Here is a 19,112-nt window from a genome sequence, read left to right as displayed (position 1 = left end):
CACTATAGCATACAAGCGCGGACTGCTACAATTTTTCTTGCTTATTTTCTTGTACAAAATCTGCCAATGTTCGCTTTTCTTTTTTTGTGCATCAAAAAAACGCTTTTCTCATGTGAATCTTTCTGCCACCAGTAAGTGAGCAGCAAACATTCTCAAAAAAAGCGTTCATTCCTGTTTCTTGTTTCCTTTCAAGCCTTATGACAATTTACCCAATCAGATTGTCATTGATCAATACCGATTTGATGTCGCGTAATTGATGATCGATAGCAAGCTGTTCATGGGTCATTGTTGCGGTAACCTCTTTCATGGCATGCATTTCTTCATTCAATTCGTTGATATTCGTTACTAATTTGTTCAATGCTTCAATAATCAATTGATTGTTATCCATGGTGAAACACTCCTTTTTGTAATGGTTGAGGTTAGTCTTCTTCGTTGATTGGCTGATTCATCGTACCAACGGCGGCAACTGCGCGTTTCGTTTTATAAAACAATTTGTATAAAACAAGAACGACGACTGGGATCAGTCCGCATAAGATGTAGATTTGCGAATAATCAAACAGACCGTGTAAGCTTCCTAATGCATAGGGACCTACGCCTAAGCCGAGATCCAGCCCGATGAAATAAGTGGAGAGCGCTACGCCGACTCGGTGAGGATCGACTTCTTTCAGACAGACAGCTTGGCCATTGGACATGAAGGTGCCATAGCCCAAGCCGACAAAGCAACCCGCAAGCAACAACATCCAGCTGTTGCCAGTAATACTCAATAAGAAAAGACCAAGGGTCAAGAATAGAAAGCTGGGATACATGACCGCATCTGCGCCATGGCGGTCAAACAGTTTGCCCGTCATTGGCCGTGTGAAGGTCACAGAAAGTGCATAGACGATGAAGAAAAAGGCACCGGCCGTTTCCAACCCAAGGTCACTGGCGTAGATCGACAAGAAGCCGAGAACGCTGGAATAAGCCAACCCGATCAAAAAGGCAATCCCAGAAATGAAAAAGACTTTTGGTTCGACAAAACTTTTGATGGACCATTTTTGCAGCTGTGCTTTGTGTTCTTCCGTCAATGGGATGTTTTTGACCGGGAACCAGAAACAAGCGATGGCTGTTGCGATCGATAAAATAGTTGCTAACCAAATAATGAAATCAAAGCCGACCGTCGGTAGTAATAGCATACCAATAAAAGGTCCGACCGCCGCTGCTAAACTAGTACTTAATCCATAGTAATTGATCCCTTCGCCATGTTTGGAAGCTGGGATATAAGCGGTGACGATCGCATTAGCCGCAGTCGAGACGGCACCATAAGCAAAGCCATTGAAAAAGCGCACCGCATCTAAAATATAAATGTTGACTGAGACCAAATAAGTAGCGGTGGTAATGACATAAAACAATATCCCCCAGCGCAAAACGGCTTTACGACCAACTAATTCTAAAATTTTCCCAACATACAAGCGAGCGATCAAGGTCCCGATAATATAGATCCCCGCTGCCAAGCCAGCTTGTGCAGTGGATGCCCCTAACTCCTGCGTGGCAAATTTCGCGGTGATGACGACAAAACAATAATACACGAGAAAGACGATAAAATTGATCAAGGTAATCGTGATAAACCCTTTGTTCCATAGTTTTTCATTTTTAGTTGTCGGCAACGAGCTGACGACTCCTTCTTGATTGGTTTCCCTATCTGACATGTTTCTTCCATTCCTCCTGTTTGTGCTGTGATGCGTTTTACTATACCGAAACTTCCTCTGCTTGAAATGCGCTTTTGCTGTTAAAAAAGAGCATTAACAAGAAACATTAACATTTGTTATTGCTTTTTCACCAGAAATGTCTTTTAATGAAGCATGAATAGAGGAAATTTCAGATTTTTTTCAGAAAATGTTGGGTTGGCATGAAGTGAAGGAGTAACGTGGGTGGAGAAACAGATATTACGTGATTATTTAGAAAAACAAGCAATACCGGTCGTTATCCGTAAGAAAAAGAGTTACTTGACATATGAAGGCATCCCGGATCGGTACGTCTATATTTTAAAAAAAGGCATCATCAAAACTAGCGTAGTGACCCATGAAGGGCGCGAATTCAACTTGCGCTATTTGACGGATTTTGAGATCGTCTCTTTGTTTAAAGACGAATCCTCTCAAGAAGTCGAAGCCCCTTTTAATGTGCGGGTTGAATCAGAAGAAGCCGAATTATACAAAATCGTGCGGGATCAATTTTGGGCAGATGTCAATCGTGACCGTCTGCTGCAGGATTATGTCAAAGAGTATTATCGAAGAAACTTGATGGATACGATGAAAAAGATGCAGCAAATGCTGATGAACGGCAAATTTGGTGCTGTCTGTACCCAAATCAATGAGCTGTATGAAACGTTCGGAATCCAGACAACAGATGGTGTCTTGATTGACTTTGAAGTCACCAATGAGGAGATCGCTCGCTTTTGCGGCATTACCTCTGCCAGCAGTGTCAATCGAATGATGCAAAAATTACGAGAATCTGGCGCCCTAAAAAGTGTCGATCGCAAACTATTAGTGACAGATATCGACTTTATTCGGGAGAATATTATTTATTGATCAAAAAAAAGACTTTGCACGCCTATTGGTTTCAGGCACACAAAGTCTTTTTCGATTAAATAAACGTCACTGTTTCCGTCACTTCGATCGCTGGATCTAATGATTGGATCACGGGGCAATTTGGTGAAACGAGTTTTAGGCAACGGGTCGCTTTGTCATGGTCGGCTTCAGCGATTTTCGCATAAAACTGAATGTGGATGGCACTGACTGGTTGGGCTTTTTTGTTGTCGTCCCGGTCATAGCTGACTTCGATCTTTTCGATTTCTGCTGTAATTTTTGAATTCTCTAGGACGGATGCGTATACATAGCCGCCGCAAGCAGCGACTGCACTCACCAGCATTTGGACTGGCGAATAGCCTTTTTCCCGTGCTAACACCCAATTGCCAGTTGGGGTCGTCATTTCAAGTTTGTCGCTTCCTTGATGGATCGTCAATGTTTCTACTGTCATCGTTTTTCTCTCCTCACAAAATGATCTGGTTCAACTTCGACCCATTCATACAATGGTGTCAAAGTAATCGTGCTTTGAATTTCCGTTTGTTCCATCGCACCTCTTGCTAACACAGGATCAGCGATCGGCGCTGCTGCTAATAATTTCTTCGTGTAAGGATGCAGCGGATTGTCAAACAAACGGTCGGTGGGTGCCAATTCAACTAATTTCCCTTGATACATGACGGCTGTTCGGTCACTGATATGACGAATCACGGACAAGTCATGGGAAATGAACAAATAAGACAACGAAAACTCTTTTTGCAGACGCAGCAGCAATTGTATAATCTGAGCCTGAATGGAGACATCTAATGCCGAAGTCGGTTCATCACACAAGACGAACGCCGGGCGATTGACCACCGCACGAGCGATGCCGATCCGTTGTCGTTGTCCGCCGCTGAAACTGCGGGGCAGTTTATGGACATCATCACCCGTGATCCCGACGATCGCTAAGATTTCTTTGGCTTTCGCTCGGGCAGCATCTTTCGTTTCATGATACAACGGCTCCATCACCAGTTCAAGTGCCGTCATGCGGGGATTCAATGATGAATACGGATCTTGGAAAATGATCTGCATTTGCTGATACGCTGCTTTGCGATCTTCTGCCGTCAATGCTGTTAGCTCTTTGCCTTCGAAGAAAATCTCCCCGCTTGTTAAGGTCTCTAAATTTAAAATACTGCGTCCTAAAGTGGTTTTCCCACTCCCAGATTCCCCTACTAGCCCCAATGTCTCGCCCCGATGGATCGTTAGACTGACATCTTCGACCGCTCGGACTTCACTGACAGTGCCACGCCAGTTTTTGCTGCGAAAGGTTTTCGTCGCATGTTCTACGCGAATCAGTTCTTCCATTATTCTGTCACCTCCTGATTGCGCCAAACGCGATGGGTCTTAGATAACTGCGTTTCTTGCAACTCATCTGCCAATGTCTCATGATAGTCAAAGACTTTTAATTCGGCATGCTTGTCGCCTAAATGGGCCGCTTGCAATAATTGTTTCGTATAAGGATGCGCAGGTTGATAAAAGATCTCTTCCGTGGTGCCTTCTTCCACGACTCGGCCTTGATACATCACTTTAATAAAGTCGCACATTCCTGCAACGACCCCAAAGTCATGGGTCACAAGGACGACGGAAAGCTGGTTCTCTCTTTGCAGGTTTTTGATCAAGGCCAAAATCTGTGCTTGGATCGTCACATCTAAAGCCGTCGTCGGTTCATCTGCGATCAGCAATTTCGGTTGCGCCAATAAAGCCATGGCGATCATCACCCGCTGACGCATCCCCCCTGATAGCTCGTGGGGATATTGTTTCATGCGTTGCGCTGGAAAAGGTATGCCGACTTTTTCTAACTCTTTGGCGGCGATTTCTTGAGCTGCTTTTTTCGATACTTTTTGTGAGCGGCGAATCACTTCGATCAAATGATAGCCAATCGTACGCAAAGGATTCAACGAAGTCATCGGGTCTTGAAAAATCATGGCGATCGGTAATGTTCGACGATCGGTCACTGCTGCTCCTTCAAATGTATAACTGGCATAGTGATCGGTCACCTTATCAGGCAAAAGATCCATGACACTTTTCATGGTCATACTTTTGCCACTACCAGATTCGCCGACGATCCCAACCACTTTGCCTTTTGGAATCACTAGATCCAGCTTTTTGACTAACGGTTTCGGACCGGTTTTGCTGTGAAACGTCACATTCAACGCTTCGATCGCTAATAATTCTGTCTTCATCGGTCACACCTCCCTTTGCAAGACATGTTTGATCATGTCGCCGATGTTGTTGAAGGAATAGATGGTGAAAATAACAAAGAGCCCTGGAAGGATCGCCATGTATGGTGCCCGCTGCAAGCTGTTTTGCGCATTTTGCAACAGACTGCCCCACGAAGCCATCGGCTGCTGAATCCCTAATCCGAGGAAGCTCAACGCTGATTCGGTCATGATCGCCCCAGAAATACTTGCGGATGCCGCAACGATCAAGGTTGGCAGTACTGCTGGGAAAACATGCTTCACGATAATACTGAATGAAGAACGGCCGATAAATTTCCCGTAAGCAACATACTCCCGTTCTTTCGCTGCTAACGTTTCACCACGAATCAAACGAGCGATGTTCATCCAGGAGAAGCCGCCGATCACAATAATGATCGTGGTTAGTCCAGGACGTAAAAAGACGCTCAAAACGATCACTAACACCAGCCAAGGAATCGATGACAACACATCGACGAGCCGCATCAGCAAGTTATCGATCCATCCGCCAAAGTAGCCAGAAACAAGACCGACAAGGGTCCCGATAAACGTCGCAGTGATCATTGCCAACACACCTACAAACAAGGACACCCGACCGCCGTAGACGACCCGAATAAAGTAATCCCGCCCCACTTCATCAGTCCCAAATAAATGAGACCAACTCGGTGGCTGTGACATGTTGCTGACATCCGTTGCATTGGGATCGATCGGGATCAAAGGTGCAACAAGCGACAAAATAATCAATAACGTCAAGAAAACGACAGAAAAAGTATAGATGGGCGAAGCAAGCATGACTTCACTGATTTTTTTGAAACGTTTCATTACTTGCTCCCTCCTTTACGGATACGTGGATCAACCACGGAATATAATACATCCGCTAACAAATTCCCTAAGATGACCAGTGTTGCTGACAGCAGCATGATCGCCATAATCACAGGATAATCGAGGCTTTTCGTTGCACTCATCAAGTAAGGTCCGACGCCTGGCCAGCCGTAGATCGTTTCTGTAATGATCGCACCGGTAACTAACATCGGTAACGCCAAGCCGATTTGGGTGACAACGGGAATCAAAATATTGCGACTAATGTGACGACTGAAGATCTGCCATTTGCTGGCGTGGAATGCCCGTTGCACCATCACGTAGTCTTCTGATACTTGCTGAGTCGCTGATGCCCGAATATACCTTGTCAAATCTGGGAAGAAGGCGACAGTCAATGTGATATAAGGCAAAATAAAGTGCTGCAGAAAATCGCCAAAATCCCCTTCTTTGCCGACTGTATACATGCCAATGATTGGGAACATATTCAATAAGTAACCAAATACATAAATCAAGATCATCGCAAACCAGAAGGTCGGCACGGCGATCCCTAGAGATGCCACAGCGTCAATGATCCGATCCCAAATCTTTCCTTTGTTGGCAGCGGCTAACAGACCTAAAATGATCGCCAGCAATAAAGCGGTCAAATAAGCAGGGATCACTAGCCGCATCGTATTCGGGATCCGAGTGGCAAGTTCCTGTGAAATGCTGCTTTGAGAAACCAACGAAAAGCCAAGATTACCAGTAAGAACATTTCTGATCCAAAGAAAATATTGAACCAAAAAGGGTTGATCCAAGCCATAGCGCTGCCGCAAAAGATCGATTTGCTCTTGCGACATATTGGGTGTCGTGATGGAGTCGATCACATCATACGGTGCGATATGTATAAGTGAAAAAACGATAAAAGAGATCACAAACAGCAAAGGGATTGCTTGCAATACTCGTTTTGCAATGTATCGAAACATAACTGACCTACTTTCTTTTTCATAGAAAAAAGCTGTGATAAAAAAGATTCCTCTTTATCACAGCCAATGGATTTACTTGATTGTCAATTTAGACATATCTTCGAATGTATAGATTGGGATCAAACCTGCATCTTCTACATTACCAATTCGGTTATTGACCGCTAGGATTTTCTTGTTGTCAACGATTGGGTAAATGATCGCTTCGTCAGCAATGGCCTTTTGCAAATCATCATACAATGCTTCACGTTTGTCCGTGTCTAATTCAACTGCTGCTTGGGCAAACAAATTGTCAATGGTTTCGCTATTGCTTTGGAAGTAGTTGGCACTACCGCCAGTTTCAAATAGACTGCCGTATAAGTCAGGGTCATTTCCCATGATATACCCGCCAAGGAATAAGTTGTACTTCGTTGAATCAGGTTTCTTCAACTCGGTAAAGATCGCTGTACCATCGCCACCTTCAAGTGTAACCGTTATGCCTGCTTGTTGCAATTGTTGTTGGATCAACGTAGCTTGGATCGTTTGGGCTGGATCGGTTGAGTTGAAAGCCAAATTCAATGACAAATCAGTCACCCCAGCTTCTTGTAAAAGTTCTTTTGCTTTTTCAGCATTCGTCTCATATTTTTCAACATCATCAGTGACGTATGGGTTGTTCGGTGGCAAGAATGAATATGGTGTTGCATAATACTCTTCATCTAAATATGCTGCTTGATTTAATTCATCTTTGTTCAACGCATAGAGAACTGCTTGTCGAACTTTCACATCTTGCAAAGCATCTGAGTGAGTGTTCAAGCCTAGATAACCAACACGGTTTTCAGTATAAGGATAAACAGAGATCTGCTCATCATCTAAGTCTTCAATATCTGAAGGCAAGACAACGGCTGCATCCACTTCCCCTTTTTGCAAAGCGACTTTCGCAGTATCGGTACTTTCGATGATGCGCAACGTCACATTTTGAATCGAAGGCTTGCCGCCATAATAGTTTTCATTGGCTTCAAAAGTAAAGTACTCACCACGTTTGTATTCTTTCAGTTGATACGGACCAGTGCCGACTGGTTTTTCAGGCAGTTCACTGACAGAGAAGTCGGTAACATCTTTAAAGATATGCTCGGGAATGATGTATGTTTCGGTTGCAATATTGCTGATCGCTGCCGCACTCGGTGTCGGCAACACGAATTTGACGGTGTATTCATCCACTTTTTCGATCGCGATTGGTTGGTCGTCGACCCAAAGGGAATCGGCATTGCCATTTTCTTTTTTGACTTTTTGTTCATATGTGAAAACAACGTCATCGGCGGTAAAGTCTTCGCCATCTGACCATTTCACATCTTGTTTCAAATGTACTGTCAATGAAAGGCCGTCTTCAGCTGGTTCCACTGATTCTGCCAACGCATTTTGTGTTGTTCCGTCTGCTTCCACTGTAACTAGTGGAGAATAGATCATGTTTGTCACTGTCAATCCCCAACGATCACTGGTGTTGATCGGGTTAGTGGACGATGGGTCCCCGCTGATCGCATAAGTGAATGTTGAATCATCGCCAGCACCAGCTGCACTGCTGCTTGCCGTTTCCTCTGTATTTGATCCACCGCAGGCTGCTAGAACTAATCCTAGTCCGACGACGGCAACACTTGCTAAACCTTTTTTCCAATTGATCATTTTTCCATCCTACTTCCTGTTCCTATATAATTATAGTAGATTTTTTGCTTTTTATTCCCAAACAGGGATACTTGATTTCTTGGTAACTTCGTCAATAATTGCTTTTACTTCATCGGTCTGATAATACGCTACGACCGTTTGGTACACATCATTTTCTGCTTCGTCTGCTCGCGCAGCAATGACATTATAATAGGGCGTGGTGGAGTCAGCCACAGGTTCTAAGAAAATCGCATCTTCTGTAGGAACCAAACCAGCATCGACGGCCATGCCATTATTGATCAAAGAAATGTCGACATCGGTCATTGCCCGAGCAGTTTGATTGGAGTCAAGTAGCTCAAATTTCAGGGCTTTGGGATTGTCAATGACATCACTGGTTGTTGGCAGTAAACCTTTTGATTCATCCAAAGTGATCAAACCGGCGGTCTGTAAGAGTAATAGTGCACGGCTCTCATTTGAGACATCATTGGGTAAAGCCACCGTAGCACCATCTGCCAATTCGTTGACATCGGTGATTTTATCGGAATAAATACCAAGTGGGTTTAATGTCGTATAGGCAATCGTCGTGTTGGAATAACCACTTTCTTCGTTGACATTGTCCATAAAAATCTCCGTCAATGCTGCGTGAAGGTCAATTGAGCCATCCTCAAGCGCCACGATTGGCTGACGATAATCGGTGAATTTCACCAATTGCAAGTCGATATTTTCGTTTTCCTTCAATTCTTCCTGCACATGTTCCCAGGCTTCGTTTTGCTCACCCACGACACCCAATTTGACAACGGTGGATTCCTCATCTGCTTGACTGCTGCCGCAAGCGGCGAAGCTGAACAATGCCAGCAATCCAAGAGCCCCTGTTGCCAATCCCTTTACTACGTTTCTTTTCATCCCTTTTTCCCCTTTTGTTCCCTCCTCAGATCAATCGTCCCGTTTTCTTGACGTATTGCTCAACTAGACCAATTTCACCTCTGTTTCTCAAAACAAATTGTTTTTTCAAAAGAGAAATGGCAAATGCCTGTTGCCGTCAACCGAAAACATCGGACTCACTATTCATATGTAGTGTAACTTTATCCTATACAACTAAAACTGTCAATAAAATTACTCTACAAAAGTAAGTTTTTAACTAGCTGATCTGTGGTCGGGTTATTTGAATATCTTCAGTGCATTTTCTAAGTCATCGATCAAATCTTTACTACTTTCGATCCCAATGGAGATCCGTAAAAGATCCGGCGTCAACCCATAAGATTCTCGTACCTCTTGAGGAATATCCGCGTGGGTCTGTGTCGTTGGATACGTGATGAGACTTTCCACACCACCTAGGCTTTCCGCAAAGGTAAAGACCTGTAATGCTGCTAAAAAGCCGCTGATTTTGGTTTCATCAAGCACCCGAATACTGATCATCGCGCCGGCGTTCGGATAAAGCACCTCTTTGATCGCCGGATGGGCTCGTAAAAAGCGGCCGACTTCCTTGGCGTTGGCTTCCTGTCGTTCAAAGCGCAACGGCAGCGTCTTTAAACTTCGGATAAATAACCACGTATCAAAGCTGCTCAAGGTCGGGCCTGAAGTATTGGCTAAATAATTCAAGCGCTCCCCTACTTGCGCATCTTTGGCGATGACGACGCCAGCCAAAATATCATTGTGACCTGATAAGAACTTGGTGCCTGAATGGATCACTAGATCCGCGCCTTCTTCTAAGGGCAGCTGTCGTAATGGCGTCAAAAAGGTATTATCTACGATCAGTAGCGCCCCATGGTCGTGAGTAAGCTTGGCGGTTTCAGCAATATCCGTCACGGTCATCAAAGGATTCGTTGGGGTCTCTAAAAAGACAGCCGTTACCTCGTCAGTTAGTTTTTCACTTAATTCTGTTACAGTGCTGAAGGTATCGAAGAATGCCCGTTGGCTTTTTTCCAATTCCGCAAAGTAGCGAAAGCTACCGCCATACAAATCACGAGAAACCAAAAAGCGACTCCCGCTGGTAAATAAGTCAAAAATCAAAGCAATCGCACTCATGCCAGAGCTGGTCACTACTGCCCGAGCTCCTTTTTCTAATTCAGCAAGACCTGCTTCTAAGATATCACGGGTCGGGTTTTTGGTACGGGTATAATCATAGCCTGTACTTTGCCCTAACTCGGGATGAGCAAAGGTCGTGGAAAGATAGATCGGTGGGCTGATCGCCCCAGTTTGCTGATCCGAATGATTGCCTAATTGTGCCAGAAAAGTTGCTGTATCAATCGTCATGTCGTTCCTCCTTTTTGATTGCCTCGATCATGCGATCAAGGGCTTCTTGAATGATCGTCGGTGTTGTCGCAAGATTCAGACGAATCAAGCCCTGACCGTCTTGTGAAAACCATTCCCCATAGTCGACTGCCAGACCGGCAGTATCTTGGATCACGTGCTTGGTTCGTTCTTTGGCAATGACTTGCCGCAGATCGACCCAGAGAAGATAGGTTCCTTCTAATGGCAGGAGCTCAATTTTGGGAAATGCTTCTTGCAGTTGCTGGCGGACCATTTGTTCATTGGCAGCAATCACCAAAAGCAGGTCATCTAGCCATTGATCCCCCGATTCATACGCGGCTTTCGCAGCCACCAATCCCAAACGATTAACTTCCGTCTGCTTGTATTGTCGGCACCACGCCTGATAGGCTCTGCGCATCTCTAAATCAGGAATCCAAACATGAGAGAGCAATAATCCTGCTAAGTTGAAGGTTTTTGAGGGCGAATCCAGAACGATCAGCTTCTCAAAGCCGAACCCCTTTGCCACTGTCACGGCTGAAACAAATTGCTGCTCACCGAGTATCAGCTCACAATGGATCTCGTCGGCGATCACGACAACCTCATGTTTTTGGCAAATGGCCAATAACTGATGCAGTTCTTTCTCTTGCCAGACCCGCCCTACTGGATTGTGGGGGGAGCAGAGAATAAATAGTTTCACTTTTTCTTCAATGATTTTGCCTTCAAAAGCAGCAAAATCGATTTGATAAGAATTCCCCACCTTTTGTAAGGGTGCTTCTATCAAGCGCCTTTTCGTCTCTTTGATGCTGTCAAAAAAGGGATAATAGACGGGCGGCTGGATCAAGATGCCATCGTCTGGTTCTGTGAAACAATGAAGCAAATCAACCAAAGATTGGACGACCCCTGTGGAAAACGAGAGCCATTTTTCTTCGAATTTCGTCCCCCAGTGGCGATCTTGCCAAGCTTGATAGGCTAAAAAATAGCCTGAGGGGGGAATCGCATAGCCAAAGGTTCCTTGAACAACCAGTTGCTGCAAGGCTTCTTCCACTGCCTTTGGCGCAGCAAAATCCATGTCAGCTACCCATAAAGGCAAAAGCTTTTCTCCTTGGAACCGTTGATCCACAAGATCCCATTTTAAAGAATCAGTGCCTTTTCGCTGTCTAGCATAGTGGGAGAGAAAATGCTCAATCGTCATTGATACTCACCCGACCTTCTGGCTCACTGCCAATTCGGTAACCTTCTTTCGTCGGCGTGACGGACAGGTCATACGGTGTTCGCAAATAGGTTTCATTGATCCAATTGCTGAAAAACAAAGAGGCATGTCCCCGCCAACGGTTGGTAATTTTTCCGCCTAAACGGTCATAGGCAAAGTAATTTTTGGGCAATGCGGTAGCTAAGCCCCGTTCCATGTCTCGCAAGTACTCTTCATTCAAGGTCGTTGTGTGGTATTCAAAATGACCTAGCAAGAAGGCATTTTTATGATCTTCTGATACGAAGATGGAAGGCCCAGTTTCAACACCCGCTGCCAAGATTTCTAAAGGCGCCTGGGCGAGCTGGCCTTCATCGATGCCAGTATAGCGCGAATGGGGCGTATAAAAGACGTCGTCAAAACCGCGAACGAGCGGATGAAAATGCGTGACTGCTTGTTCGAAGACACCGAACAATTTGCTTGGGTACAACACTTTGTCGATACCATAATGGTAATAAAGACCAGCTTGTGCCCCCCAACAAATATGCAGGACTGAAGTGCAATTCGTCTGGCTCCAATCCATGATCTCTTGCAGTTCTTGCCAATAATCAATGGCTTCAAAGGCCATTTTTTCAACAGGGGCACCAGTGATGATCAAGCCGTCGAATCGTTGGGACTGGATCACTGAGAATTCTTGATAAAACTTTTCCATGTGATCGACAGACGTGTTTTTACTTTCGTGGTACTTCATTTTCAGTAAAGTTACTTCAATTTGCAGCGGACTTTGGGAAAGCAGGCGCAGCAATTGATTTTCTGTGGCGATCTTTTTCGGCATCAAATTGACGATTGCGATCTTCAAGGGACGAATCTCTTGTTTCGCCGCTTTATGCTGCAGTAAGGCAAAAACATTTTCTTTTTGCAGGACCGCTGCAGCGGGTAGTTCTTTGGGAATAATGATCGGCATTGCTTCAACTCCTTACAGTTAAATTTCTTGTTGAAGAAAAGGCGAATAGTTTCAGCTGTGAAAAAACAAAAAAAGCCGCCCTTTTATCCTTACGGATAAAAGGGACGACTTGATGCGCGTTACCACCCTAATTCGTGCTATTCTCACAAATAACACCTCAACAGTACACTATGATACTTGGCGCTGTAACGGGCGCATGCCGTTTTGCTGGCGTGAACCAACAAAAAAACTCAGAGTTCATCTTCACTGATCACCGCATGTCTCCTTTTTCACCAACCGGAGTCTCTGTACCTTTGTTGATCTGCTACTCTTCTCTTCAACGTTATCGATTTCTTTGTTTAATTTTAAAAAATTATAATTGTTTTTTCATTTACTGTCAACGGCAAGTTAGGGGTTTTTCTTAGATTTCTTCTAAATATAAGTATTGCTGACCCATTTTTTCATAGATCGCTGCTAAGTCTTCTTTGCTGACTTCACGATCCTTATGCCCATAAGGGTCGTTGACATACATCGTATCACCATCGATGCCAGTGATCACCACCGAATGGACCAATGCCGTCACAAGGATTTCGCCATTTTGGGTATTCCATTGAAAGAAATCCGCATCGGTAGGTACTTGTAATTCTAACGTCGCAATCATCCAAACTGGTTTCCCAGATTGTAGTACTTTGACGATCTCATCAAAGCTTTTGTCTCGTCCACTAACGACTTCGTATTACTCTTTTACAATCCTTTCGGCGACATCGGTGATCGGTTCTACGTCAACCCCCATCGCACTATCGCCGCCATAGATGTTTCCAACAAAGCCTTCTCGTGGATCTCCATGGTGATAATAATCCTCATAAAGCGGAACATACGCTAATTCTTCCGCCAATTGATTTTTATTGGTATCAAATCCGTAAAAATTCAAGAGCATCGATAAAGCCGTTACCTCACAGCCGTTCCCTAACGCCACTTCATCGAATTGATTTTCTAACGGAACATCCAATTGAATAACCTCACTGTATTCAGGCTCTGGTGTTTGTTCTTCATCCGAAAGTGCTAGTGTCAATTCATCCTCTATCTTTTCAAAGGGGGACTGCCCGTTCTTACTGTCATAAAAAATCAGCAGAAAGAAGAGCATCAAGACGAACATACCTAAAAGTAACCGTTTTAACTTTTTCTTCTTCATCTACTTCCTCCTCTTGTATATTATAACTTATTTCTGTTTATTATTTCACTATAATAAACTTTTTAGGAAGGAGTATTTTCTTAATCTAAACACAAAAAAATAGACCCGTTTAGGCAGCGGGTCTATTCAAACTGGCGCTTATGCCGCTTTCTTCTGTTTCTGAATAAAGCGTCCTTTTGCTTTTGAAAACGAACGAATATCAAATTGTTTGCTTAAGGCACCTGCAACAAAATAAGCCAAATTGAAATCGATCAAGCTATGGATCAAACCGCCGATCCCCATCAAAACGAACAAGAAATAGTAGAAATTACCATCGAATGCGGTCCCTGGTACATTTCCTGTGAAGTAAAAGGCGGCAACGACTGCCATTTCTACGGCAGAATGGATCAGTCCGATAATCAAGTTAAAGCTCTGAAATTTGATATTCAATAAAGAGGGTTTGCCATTTTTCAGCAAAATATCTGGGTGCTTCTGTAAATAAAAGGCACCGATGACGGCAAAAACAACATGGGACAATGCCCGTAAAGCAATGATTGGTGGCAGTGTTAAGAAAAAGCCAAAGGTCGTTCCTAAAGCTACCGCGATCGCCATCGCAGGTGAAAAGAACATCGCCACAAAGACGGGCACATGGCTAGCTAAGGTAAAAGATGCTGGTCCGATGACGATTTTGGGCATTACCATGGGAATGACGATCCCCATGCCGATCAACAATGCAGCGATCGTTAAATGGCGAATGGAATGATTTTTCATTTATACTCTCTCCTTCAATGTGTCATGACAGTTCTGTCTTGCTTATTCTACTGGTATTTCCACGAGGTGTCAAGACACAAAAAACGAATGTTTATTCAACATCCGTTTATATTGAAGTTATCCTTTACGCGCTTGCATTTCATTGCTTAATTTGGCAAATTCCGCTAACGACAGCGTTTCTCCACGTCGTTTCGGATCGATCCCACTTGCTTCTAAGCTGTCTGCCAACCACTGTTTGGTTGTTTCATCTTTTCCATAGCTATTTTGCAAATTGTTCCAAAGGGTTTTACGACGCAGCTGAAAGGCTGCTTTCGTTAATTTGAAAAACTCTTTTTCATCGGTGACTGCGACTGCTGGTTGTGATCGACGCGTCAATTTCAAAATAGCCGAATCAACATTCGGTTGGGGCACAAAAACGGTTTTCGGGACGATGAATGCCAGTTTTGCTTCCATGTAGTATTGTACAGCGATCGACAACGAACCATAGGCTTTAGTCCCGGGAACTGCTGAGATTCGATCTGCCACTTCTTTTTGCATCATCACGACCATTTCATCTACTTTTACCTGAGACTCTAAAAAGTGCATCATAATTGGCGTAGTGATGTAGTAGGGTAAATTTGCGACAACTTTTAATGAAGCAGCCGTATCGCTGAATGCTGACTGAATGGTCGTTGCCAGATCTGCTTGCAAGACATCTTGATGAATGATTTTCACATTTTGATATGGCTGCATTGTGTCGGCTAAAACTGGAATCAACCGATCATCAATTTCAAACGCCAACACTTGCTTGGCATGTTTTGCCAACTGTTCGGTCAGCGCACCGATTCCAGGACCAACCTCAATGACGTTTGTCGTCTCGTCGATGCCTGCAGTTTCTACGATTTTCCGTAAAATATTCGGTTCTGTTAAGAAGTTTTGCCCTAAACTTTTTTTAAAGGTAAAGCCATGTTTTGCTAAAATCTCTTTGGTTCTTGAGGGGGTTGCTATATCCCGTTCTTCCTTCACAATTCTTCCTCCACTATTTTCATTGCTTCTGCCAACTCTGCATCGGTGATACGAAACATTGCCAGCCGCTTCTCTAATTGTTTGCCGTTCGTATAGCCGATGCGTAAAAGATCCCCCAACCGCTCTCGTTTCTCTTTCGCTCCAGCCCCTGCGATCAAGCCATACGCTAACAACTGTTGCCGATCAATGGTCCCTTCACTGACTTCATTTGAAGCAATCGGGGTTACGACTTTTCGCAAGGCTTCTTTCAACGCTTCATGGCTGGCGTGTTCCACGCCTAAACTGCCCTTGCTTTTCGGTGCTGCCTGGCTGCGCGGTAAAAAGGCATGCTTGGCATCAGGAACGACTTCCATAATGATTTTGCGGATCTTTTCTCCCGAAAAATCGGGATCGGTAAACACGATAACCCCTCGTGTCTCTTGGGCGTGCTCGATTTGATCAAGGATCGTGTCATCGATCGCCGAACCGATCGTCTCGATGGTATCTACATCGAACACTTCTTGCAATCGGCGGGTGTCGTCTTTGCCTTCGACGACAATGATTTCTTCGATTTTCGGTTTATTAGTCATTGATCCTAAACAAGCGATGGGCATTTTTTGTCGTGTAGGCCGCAACATCAGCCACCGCTTCTTGCCGCAGCTCCGCGATTTTATCCACTACATAATGAGTATAGCCCGGTTCATTGCGCTTGCCACGATAAGGAACAGGGGCTAAATACGGCGCGTCAGTCTCAACGAGCAGCCGATCTTGTGGCACGACTTGCGCAGCTTCTTGTACCTCCGTCGCCTTTTTGAAGGTCACGACACCACTAAAGGAAATATACATTCCTAGGTCCAAGAACTTTTTCGCCCATTCGCCGTCCCCACTAAAGCTGTGCATGATGCCGCCGATCGTTTGGACTTTTTCATCCTTTAAAATCGCATAGGTATCTTCTAAGGCTTCACGGGTATGAATACTGATGGGCAGCTGATGTTCACGGGCGATCGCCATTTGCCGACGAAAGACCTTTTCTTGAACTTCCTTCGGATCTTCCATCCAGTGATAGTCTAAACCGATTTCACCTAGGGCAACGACTTTTGGTCGTTCCAAGCGCTCTTGCAAATAGGTTTCCACTTGTGGGGTATAAGAACCAGCTTCGGTTGGATGCCAACCGATAATACTGTAAATGCCAGGATATTCTTTGCTTAATGCTAACGATTTTTCAATCGTTGGTTGATCGAAACCGACGACCGCCATCTCCGTTACTCCTAGTTCTTGCGCACGGGCGACCGTTTCGGGAATGTCTTCGTTAAACTGTTCTGCATTCAAATGTGTATGAGAATCAAAAATCATGAAATCTCCTCCTTAGTCCTTCTATACTCTAGCATATTTTTACGGTTTAAGAAACGAATCCTCTTCGCTTTTTTCAGCAGTTTAAGAAAACTTTCAGCAAGCAAAAAAAATCCGCCCAAAGTTGGAGGACGCCGAAGCTGATTTTCTCTATACTGAGGGTAACGAAATCGTATGGAGGTGGAAATATGGAACGATCAAAAATTGATCCCGGCCGCTTTTTTTCTGGCCAAAAAGCAGCAACGAAAGGCACATTAAAACATCAATATCATTACTATCGGCAGCAAAATGCCCATCAAGCATTCAACAGCGATTTTCAGCGAAATTTCCAGCATGATTTCCCGAATTTTGCTACCTGGCTAAAATTGCAGCAACAGACACCACAAAAGAATCAAACAGCGACTTTTTCTCACTGGTTATTGGTTGGTTTCTTCGGACTTTTGACAGCAGCAAGTTTTTCGCAACAGCTCTTATTCCTACTTTTTGTCTTTGTCTTAGCCGCTCTCGTCAAAGGACCTGGCATGATCGTATGGGGCATCGTGTATTCCTTCTTAGTTAGTCTGTTCCCGCCATTGGGTATCGTTCTTTCTGGCTTATTTTTCTTACTGACCCTGCGTCAATTAACCAAAAACGTCACTTTCGTTTTGACTGCATTGTACTTTTACGGTTATCCCTTTGTCATCACAGCCCTCCAACACTTTACGAATTGGGACCCGCAATGGCTGTGGGTCGGCAGTATCGGTTTTGCCTTGATCAGTGGCCATTTTGTCTTAAAGCAAAACTATCCCTTTGCTTCAAGTAAAAGTCTCGCATGGGCGATCATCTCCGTCCCTTATGATTGTGTCATGGCTTTGATCCCCGTCAAACACAAAGCACGCTTTAAACGTTTGGTGAAAATCAAATAATTGCGTTCTAGGATACAAAAGTCGGCTATTACAGCCCCTTTTGTATCTTTTTTTCATGGAAGAAACAAACGAAATACGATGGATATTTTTTGTTATTTTTGCTTTCGCATGATTGCTTTTTTTGTAAGAATCTACTATGCTAGAAACTAGCAAATCAAAAAAGGAGCCACGCCATGTACACCCTCATTCTTATTGCATTCCTCCTTACGGGCTTGCTAGTTTACTCCTTTATTATTGAACCGCATCTTCTCAAACAACGGCACTACCTCATAAAAAAAGACAAGCGCACCGTCTTAGATATTTCAAAGGCTTACGATCTTTATCAAGCAGAAAGCAATCTCGTGATCGCCCATATCAGCGACCTTCATTTTTCTCGTTGGTACAAACCACGGCGAATGAATCGTATCATTCGATCAACGATCCAAAACAAGCCGGATCTGATCATCATCACGGGGGATCTGATCGATAATTATAAAAAATGGCCGCATCGTTCAACCAAGCGACTGATCGAAAAGCTGAAAAAATTGCAAGCGCCTCTGGGTAAGATCGCAGTTATGGGGAACCATGACCATTTGAATGACGGGCATTACTTTGTTAAGGAAATATACCAGCATGCAGGGTTTACCTTACTTGATAATGAGTCGGTTTTTGGTTCTGATGACAAGACGTCGATGAATATTGTCGGTATCGATATAGAAAGTCCGAAAGTCAGTTTTACCTATGAAGCAACCTTAGCAGAGTGGCAGCTGCTTTTGCTCCATGAACCCGATTATGTTTCTCGGATCACCAATCTGCCAAACTACGACTTGATTCTTTCTGGCCATAGCCATGGCGGGCAGATTCGCTTGCCTTTTTATTATGCGAAAACAAAGGGCGCGTTGAAATATACCGATGGGCTCTACCTTTTAGGCAATGAGACCTTATTAAGTGTTTCCAGCGGGGTTGGTATGACCAAGATTCCCGCCCGACTCGGTGTCCCACCTGAGATCCTTTATTACCATTTAGAACCGCAACAGCAATTGAACGTTTCTTAACTGTTCATCGGTGCAATTGGGAAAAAATCAGCGACTCGTTTCAGCAAACGTTCGATTCGCTGATTTTCTTTTTGCGCCTACCGTGTTAAAACATACTAAATAAACACTTTTCAACAATTAGGAGGAACCAAAAAATGCTCATCTCGGGAACGCTTTGGTTTTTGATCGCCTTCTTCGCTTATACAGCCTATGTATACGGTCAGGGGTTGTACTTTCCTGTCATCGCTTTTCTTGCTGCTTTGATGGGCTGCGGATTTTATCTCTTTGCTTTTCTCCAGCACAAAAATACGACGAAAAAACATCCTTAGCCAGAACG

Annotated in this window: 20 protein-coding genes and 1 pseudogene; 4 read left to right on the top strand and 17 right to left on the bottom strand. The window is 44.2% G+C overall.

Features of this window, described 5'->3' with window-relative positions; translation table 11 throughout:
• Positions 1-205: 205 nt before the first annotated feature.
• Entirely contained in the window at positions 206-388 is a 183-nt protein-coding gene (locus ACI3E5_RS07025; protein ID WP_005225550.1) for a hypothetical protein, read from the bottom strand.
• A 31-nt stretch (positions 389-419) separates the two neighbouring features.
• Positions 420-1,685, bottom strand: a complete 1,266-nt coding sequence (locus ACI3E5_RS07020) for an MFS transporter (protein WP_375838486.1) — start codon at positions 1,683-1,685, stop codon at positions 420-422.
• A gap of 222 nt (positions 1,686-1,907) precedes the next feature.
• Here ACI3E5_RS07020 and ACI3E5_RS07015 point away from each other — a divergent pair, with 222 nt between their 5' ends.
• Positions 1,908-2,564, top strand: a complete 657-nt coding sequence (locus tag ACI3E5_RS07015) for a Crp/Fnr family transcriptional regulator (RefSeq protein ID WP_008378905.1) — start codon at positions 1,908-1,910, stop codon at positions 2,562-2,564.
• A gap of 55 nt (positions 2,565-2,619) precedes the next feature.
• Here the strand turns inward: ACI3E5_RS07015 and ACI3E5_RS07010 are convergent, their stop codons facing one another.
• The 15 genes and pseudogenes from ACI3E5_RS07010 to ACI3E5_RS06940 form a co-directional block, all read right to left on the bottom strand.
• Positions 2,620-3,012 (bottom strand): OsmC family protein, encoded by a 393-nt coding sequence (locus tag ACI3E5_RS07010; RefSeq protein ID WP_002307605.1) that lies wholly within the window; start codon positions 3,010-3,012, stop codon positions 2,620-2,622.
• The gene (locus ACI3E5_RS07005) at positions 3,009-3,899 is read right to left on the bottom strand and encodes an ATP-binding cassette domain-containing protein (RefSeq protein ID WP_002316738.1); all 891 of its coding nucleotides are present in this window, start codon (positions 3,897-3,899) and stop codon (positions 3,009-3,011) included. Before ACI3E5_RS07005 ends, ACI3E5_RS07010 begins: the two co-directional genes overlap by 4 nt.
• Positions 3,899-4,777 carry an ABC transporter ATP-binding protein gene (locus ACI3E5_RS07000; protein ID WP_498821135.1) on the bottom strand — a complete coding sequence of 293 codons (879 nt, stop codon included), beginning with the start codon at positions 4,775-4,777 and terminating at the stop codon, positions 3,899-3,901. The genes ACI3E5_RS07005 and ACI3E5_RS07000 overlap by 1 nt, the downstream gene beginning before the upstream one ends.
• Positions 4,778-4,780: 3 nt before the next feature.
• Positions 4,781-5,611, bottom strand: coding sequence for an ABC transporter permease (locus tag ACI3E5_RS06995; protein WP_005234832.1), 831 nt, complete (start codon positions 5,609-5,611; stop codon positions 4,781-4,783).
• Positions 5,611-6,570, bottom strand: a complete 960-nt coding sequence (locus ACI3E5_RS06990; RefSeq protein ID WP_002307597.1) for an ABC transporter permease — start codon at positions 6,568-6,570, stop codon at positions 5,611-5,613. Before ACI3E5_RS06990 ends, ACI3E5_RS06995 begins: the two co-directional genes overlap by 1 nt.
• A 72-nt stretch (positions 6,571-6,642) precedes the next feature.
• The gene (locus ACI3E5_RS06985; protein WP_498821138.1) at positions 6,643-8,223 is read right to left on the bottom strand and encodes an ABC transporter substrate-binding protein; all 1,581 of its coding nucleotides are present in this window, start codon (positions 8,221-8,223) and stop codon (positions 6,643-6,645) included.
• A 51-nt stretch (positions 8,224-8,274) separates the two neighbouring features.
• The gene (locus tag ACI3E5_RS06980) at positions 8,275-9,105 is read right to left on the bottom strand and encodes a MetQ/NlpA family ABC transporter substrate-binding protein (protein ID WP_498821139.1); all 831 of its coding nucleotides are present in this window, start codon (positions 9,103-9,105) and stop codon (positions 8,275-8,277) included.
• A gap of 255 nt (positions 9,106-9,360) precedes the next feature.
• Positions 9,361-10,455 carry an aminotransferase class I/II-fold pyridoxal phosphate-dependent enzyme gene (locus ACI3E5_RS06975; RefSeq protein ID WP_498821141.1) on the bottom strand — a complete coding sequence of 365 codons (1,095 nt, stop codon included), beginning with the start codon at positions 10,453-10,455 and terminating at the stop codon, positions 9,361-9,363.
• Positions 10,445-11,644, bottom strand: coding sequence for a MalY/PatB family protein (locus tag ACI3E5_RS06970; RefSeq protein WP_375838489.1), 1,200 nt, complete (start codon positions 11,642-11,644; stop codon positions 10,445-10,447). The genes ACI3E5_RS06975 and ACI3E5_RS06970 overlap by 11 nt, the downstream gene beginning before the upstream one ends.
• The gene (locus tag ACI3E5_RS06965; protein WP_010747802.1) at positions 11,634-12,602 is read right to left on the bottom strand and encodes a homoserine O-succinyltransferase; all 969 of its coding nucleotides are present in this window, start codon (positions 12,600-12,602) and stop codon (positions 11,634-11,636) included. The genes ACI3E5_RS06970 and ACI3E5_RS06965 overlap by 11 nt, the downstream gene beginning before the upstream one ends.
• A gap of 400 nt (positions 12,603-13,002) precedes the next feature.
• Positions 13,003-13,773 (bottom strand): annotated as a pseudogene (locus tag ACI3E5_RS06960) (C39 family peptidase).
• Positions 13,774-13,911: 138 nt separating this feature from the next.
• Positions 13,912-14,523: a hypothetical protein gene (locus ACI3E5_RS06955; protein WP_005225537.1), complete on the bottom strand. Its 612-nt coding sequence runs from the start codon at positions 14,521-14,523 to the stop codon at positions 13,912-13,914.
• 117 nt (positions 14,524-14,640) lie between these two features.
• Positions 14,641-15,528 carry a 16S rRNA (adenine(1518)-N(6)/adenine(1519)-N(6))-dimethyltransferase RsmA gene (gene rsmA / locus ACI3E5_RS06950; RefSeq protein ID WP_005225536.1) on the bottom strand — a complete coding sequence of 296 codons (888 nt, stop codon included), beginning with the start codon at positions 15,526-15,528 and terminating at the stop codon, positions 14,641-14,643.
• Positions 15,525-16,097: a ribonuclease M5 gene (gene rnmV / locus ACI3E5_RS06945; protein WP_118214878.1), complete on the bottom strand. Its 573-nt coding sequence runs from the start codon at positions 16,095-16,097 to the stop codon at positions 15,525-15,527. The genes rsmA and rnmV overlap by 4 nt, the downstream gene beginning before the upstream one ends.
• Entirely contained in the window at positions 16,090-16,860 is a 771-nt protein-coding gene (locus ACI3E5_RS06940) for a TatD family hydrolase (protein ID WP_074932156.1), read from the bottom strand. Before ACI3E5_RS06940 ends, rnmV begins: the two co-directional genes overlap by 8 nt.
• 185 nt (positions 16,861-17,045) lie before the next feature.
• Between ACI3E5_RS06940 and ACI3E5_RS06935 the strand changes: the two genes are divergently transcribed.
• From ACI3E5_RS06935 to ACI3E5_RS06925, 3 genes are all read left to right on the top strand, one after another.
• Positions 17,046-17,762 (top strand): hypothetical protein, encoded by a 717-nt coding sequence (locus ACI3E5_RS06935; protein ID WP_015509323.1) that lies wholly within the window; start codon positions 17,046-17,048, stop codon positions 17,760-17,762.
• Positions 17,763-17,935: 173 nt separating this feature from the next.
• A complete protein-coding gene (locus tag ACI3E5_RS06930) occupies positions 17,936-18,796 on the top strand; it encodes a metallophosphoesterase (protein ID WP_015509322.1) in 861 nt (286 codons plus the stop codon).
• Between the two features lie 134 nt (positions 18,797-18,930).
• Positions 18,931-19,104, top strand: a complete 174-nt coding sequence (locus tag ACI3E5_RS06925) for a hypothetical protein (protein ID WP_010747796.1) — start codon at positions 18,931-18,933, stop codon at positions 19,102-19,104.
• Positions 19,105-19,112: the final 8 nt, after the last annotated feature.

This window comes from Candidatus Enterococcus avicola (assembly GCF_047470845.1).
Classification (GTDB): domain Bacteria; phylum Bacillota; class Bacilli; order Lactobacillales; family Enterococcaceae; genus Enterococcus_D; species Enterococcus_D casseliflavus.
This window is presented reverse-complemented; position numbering and strand designations above follow the sequence as displayed.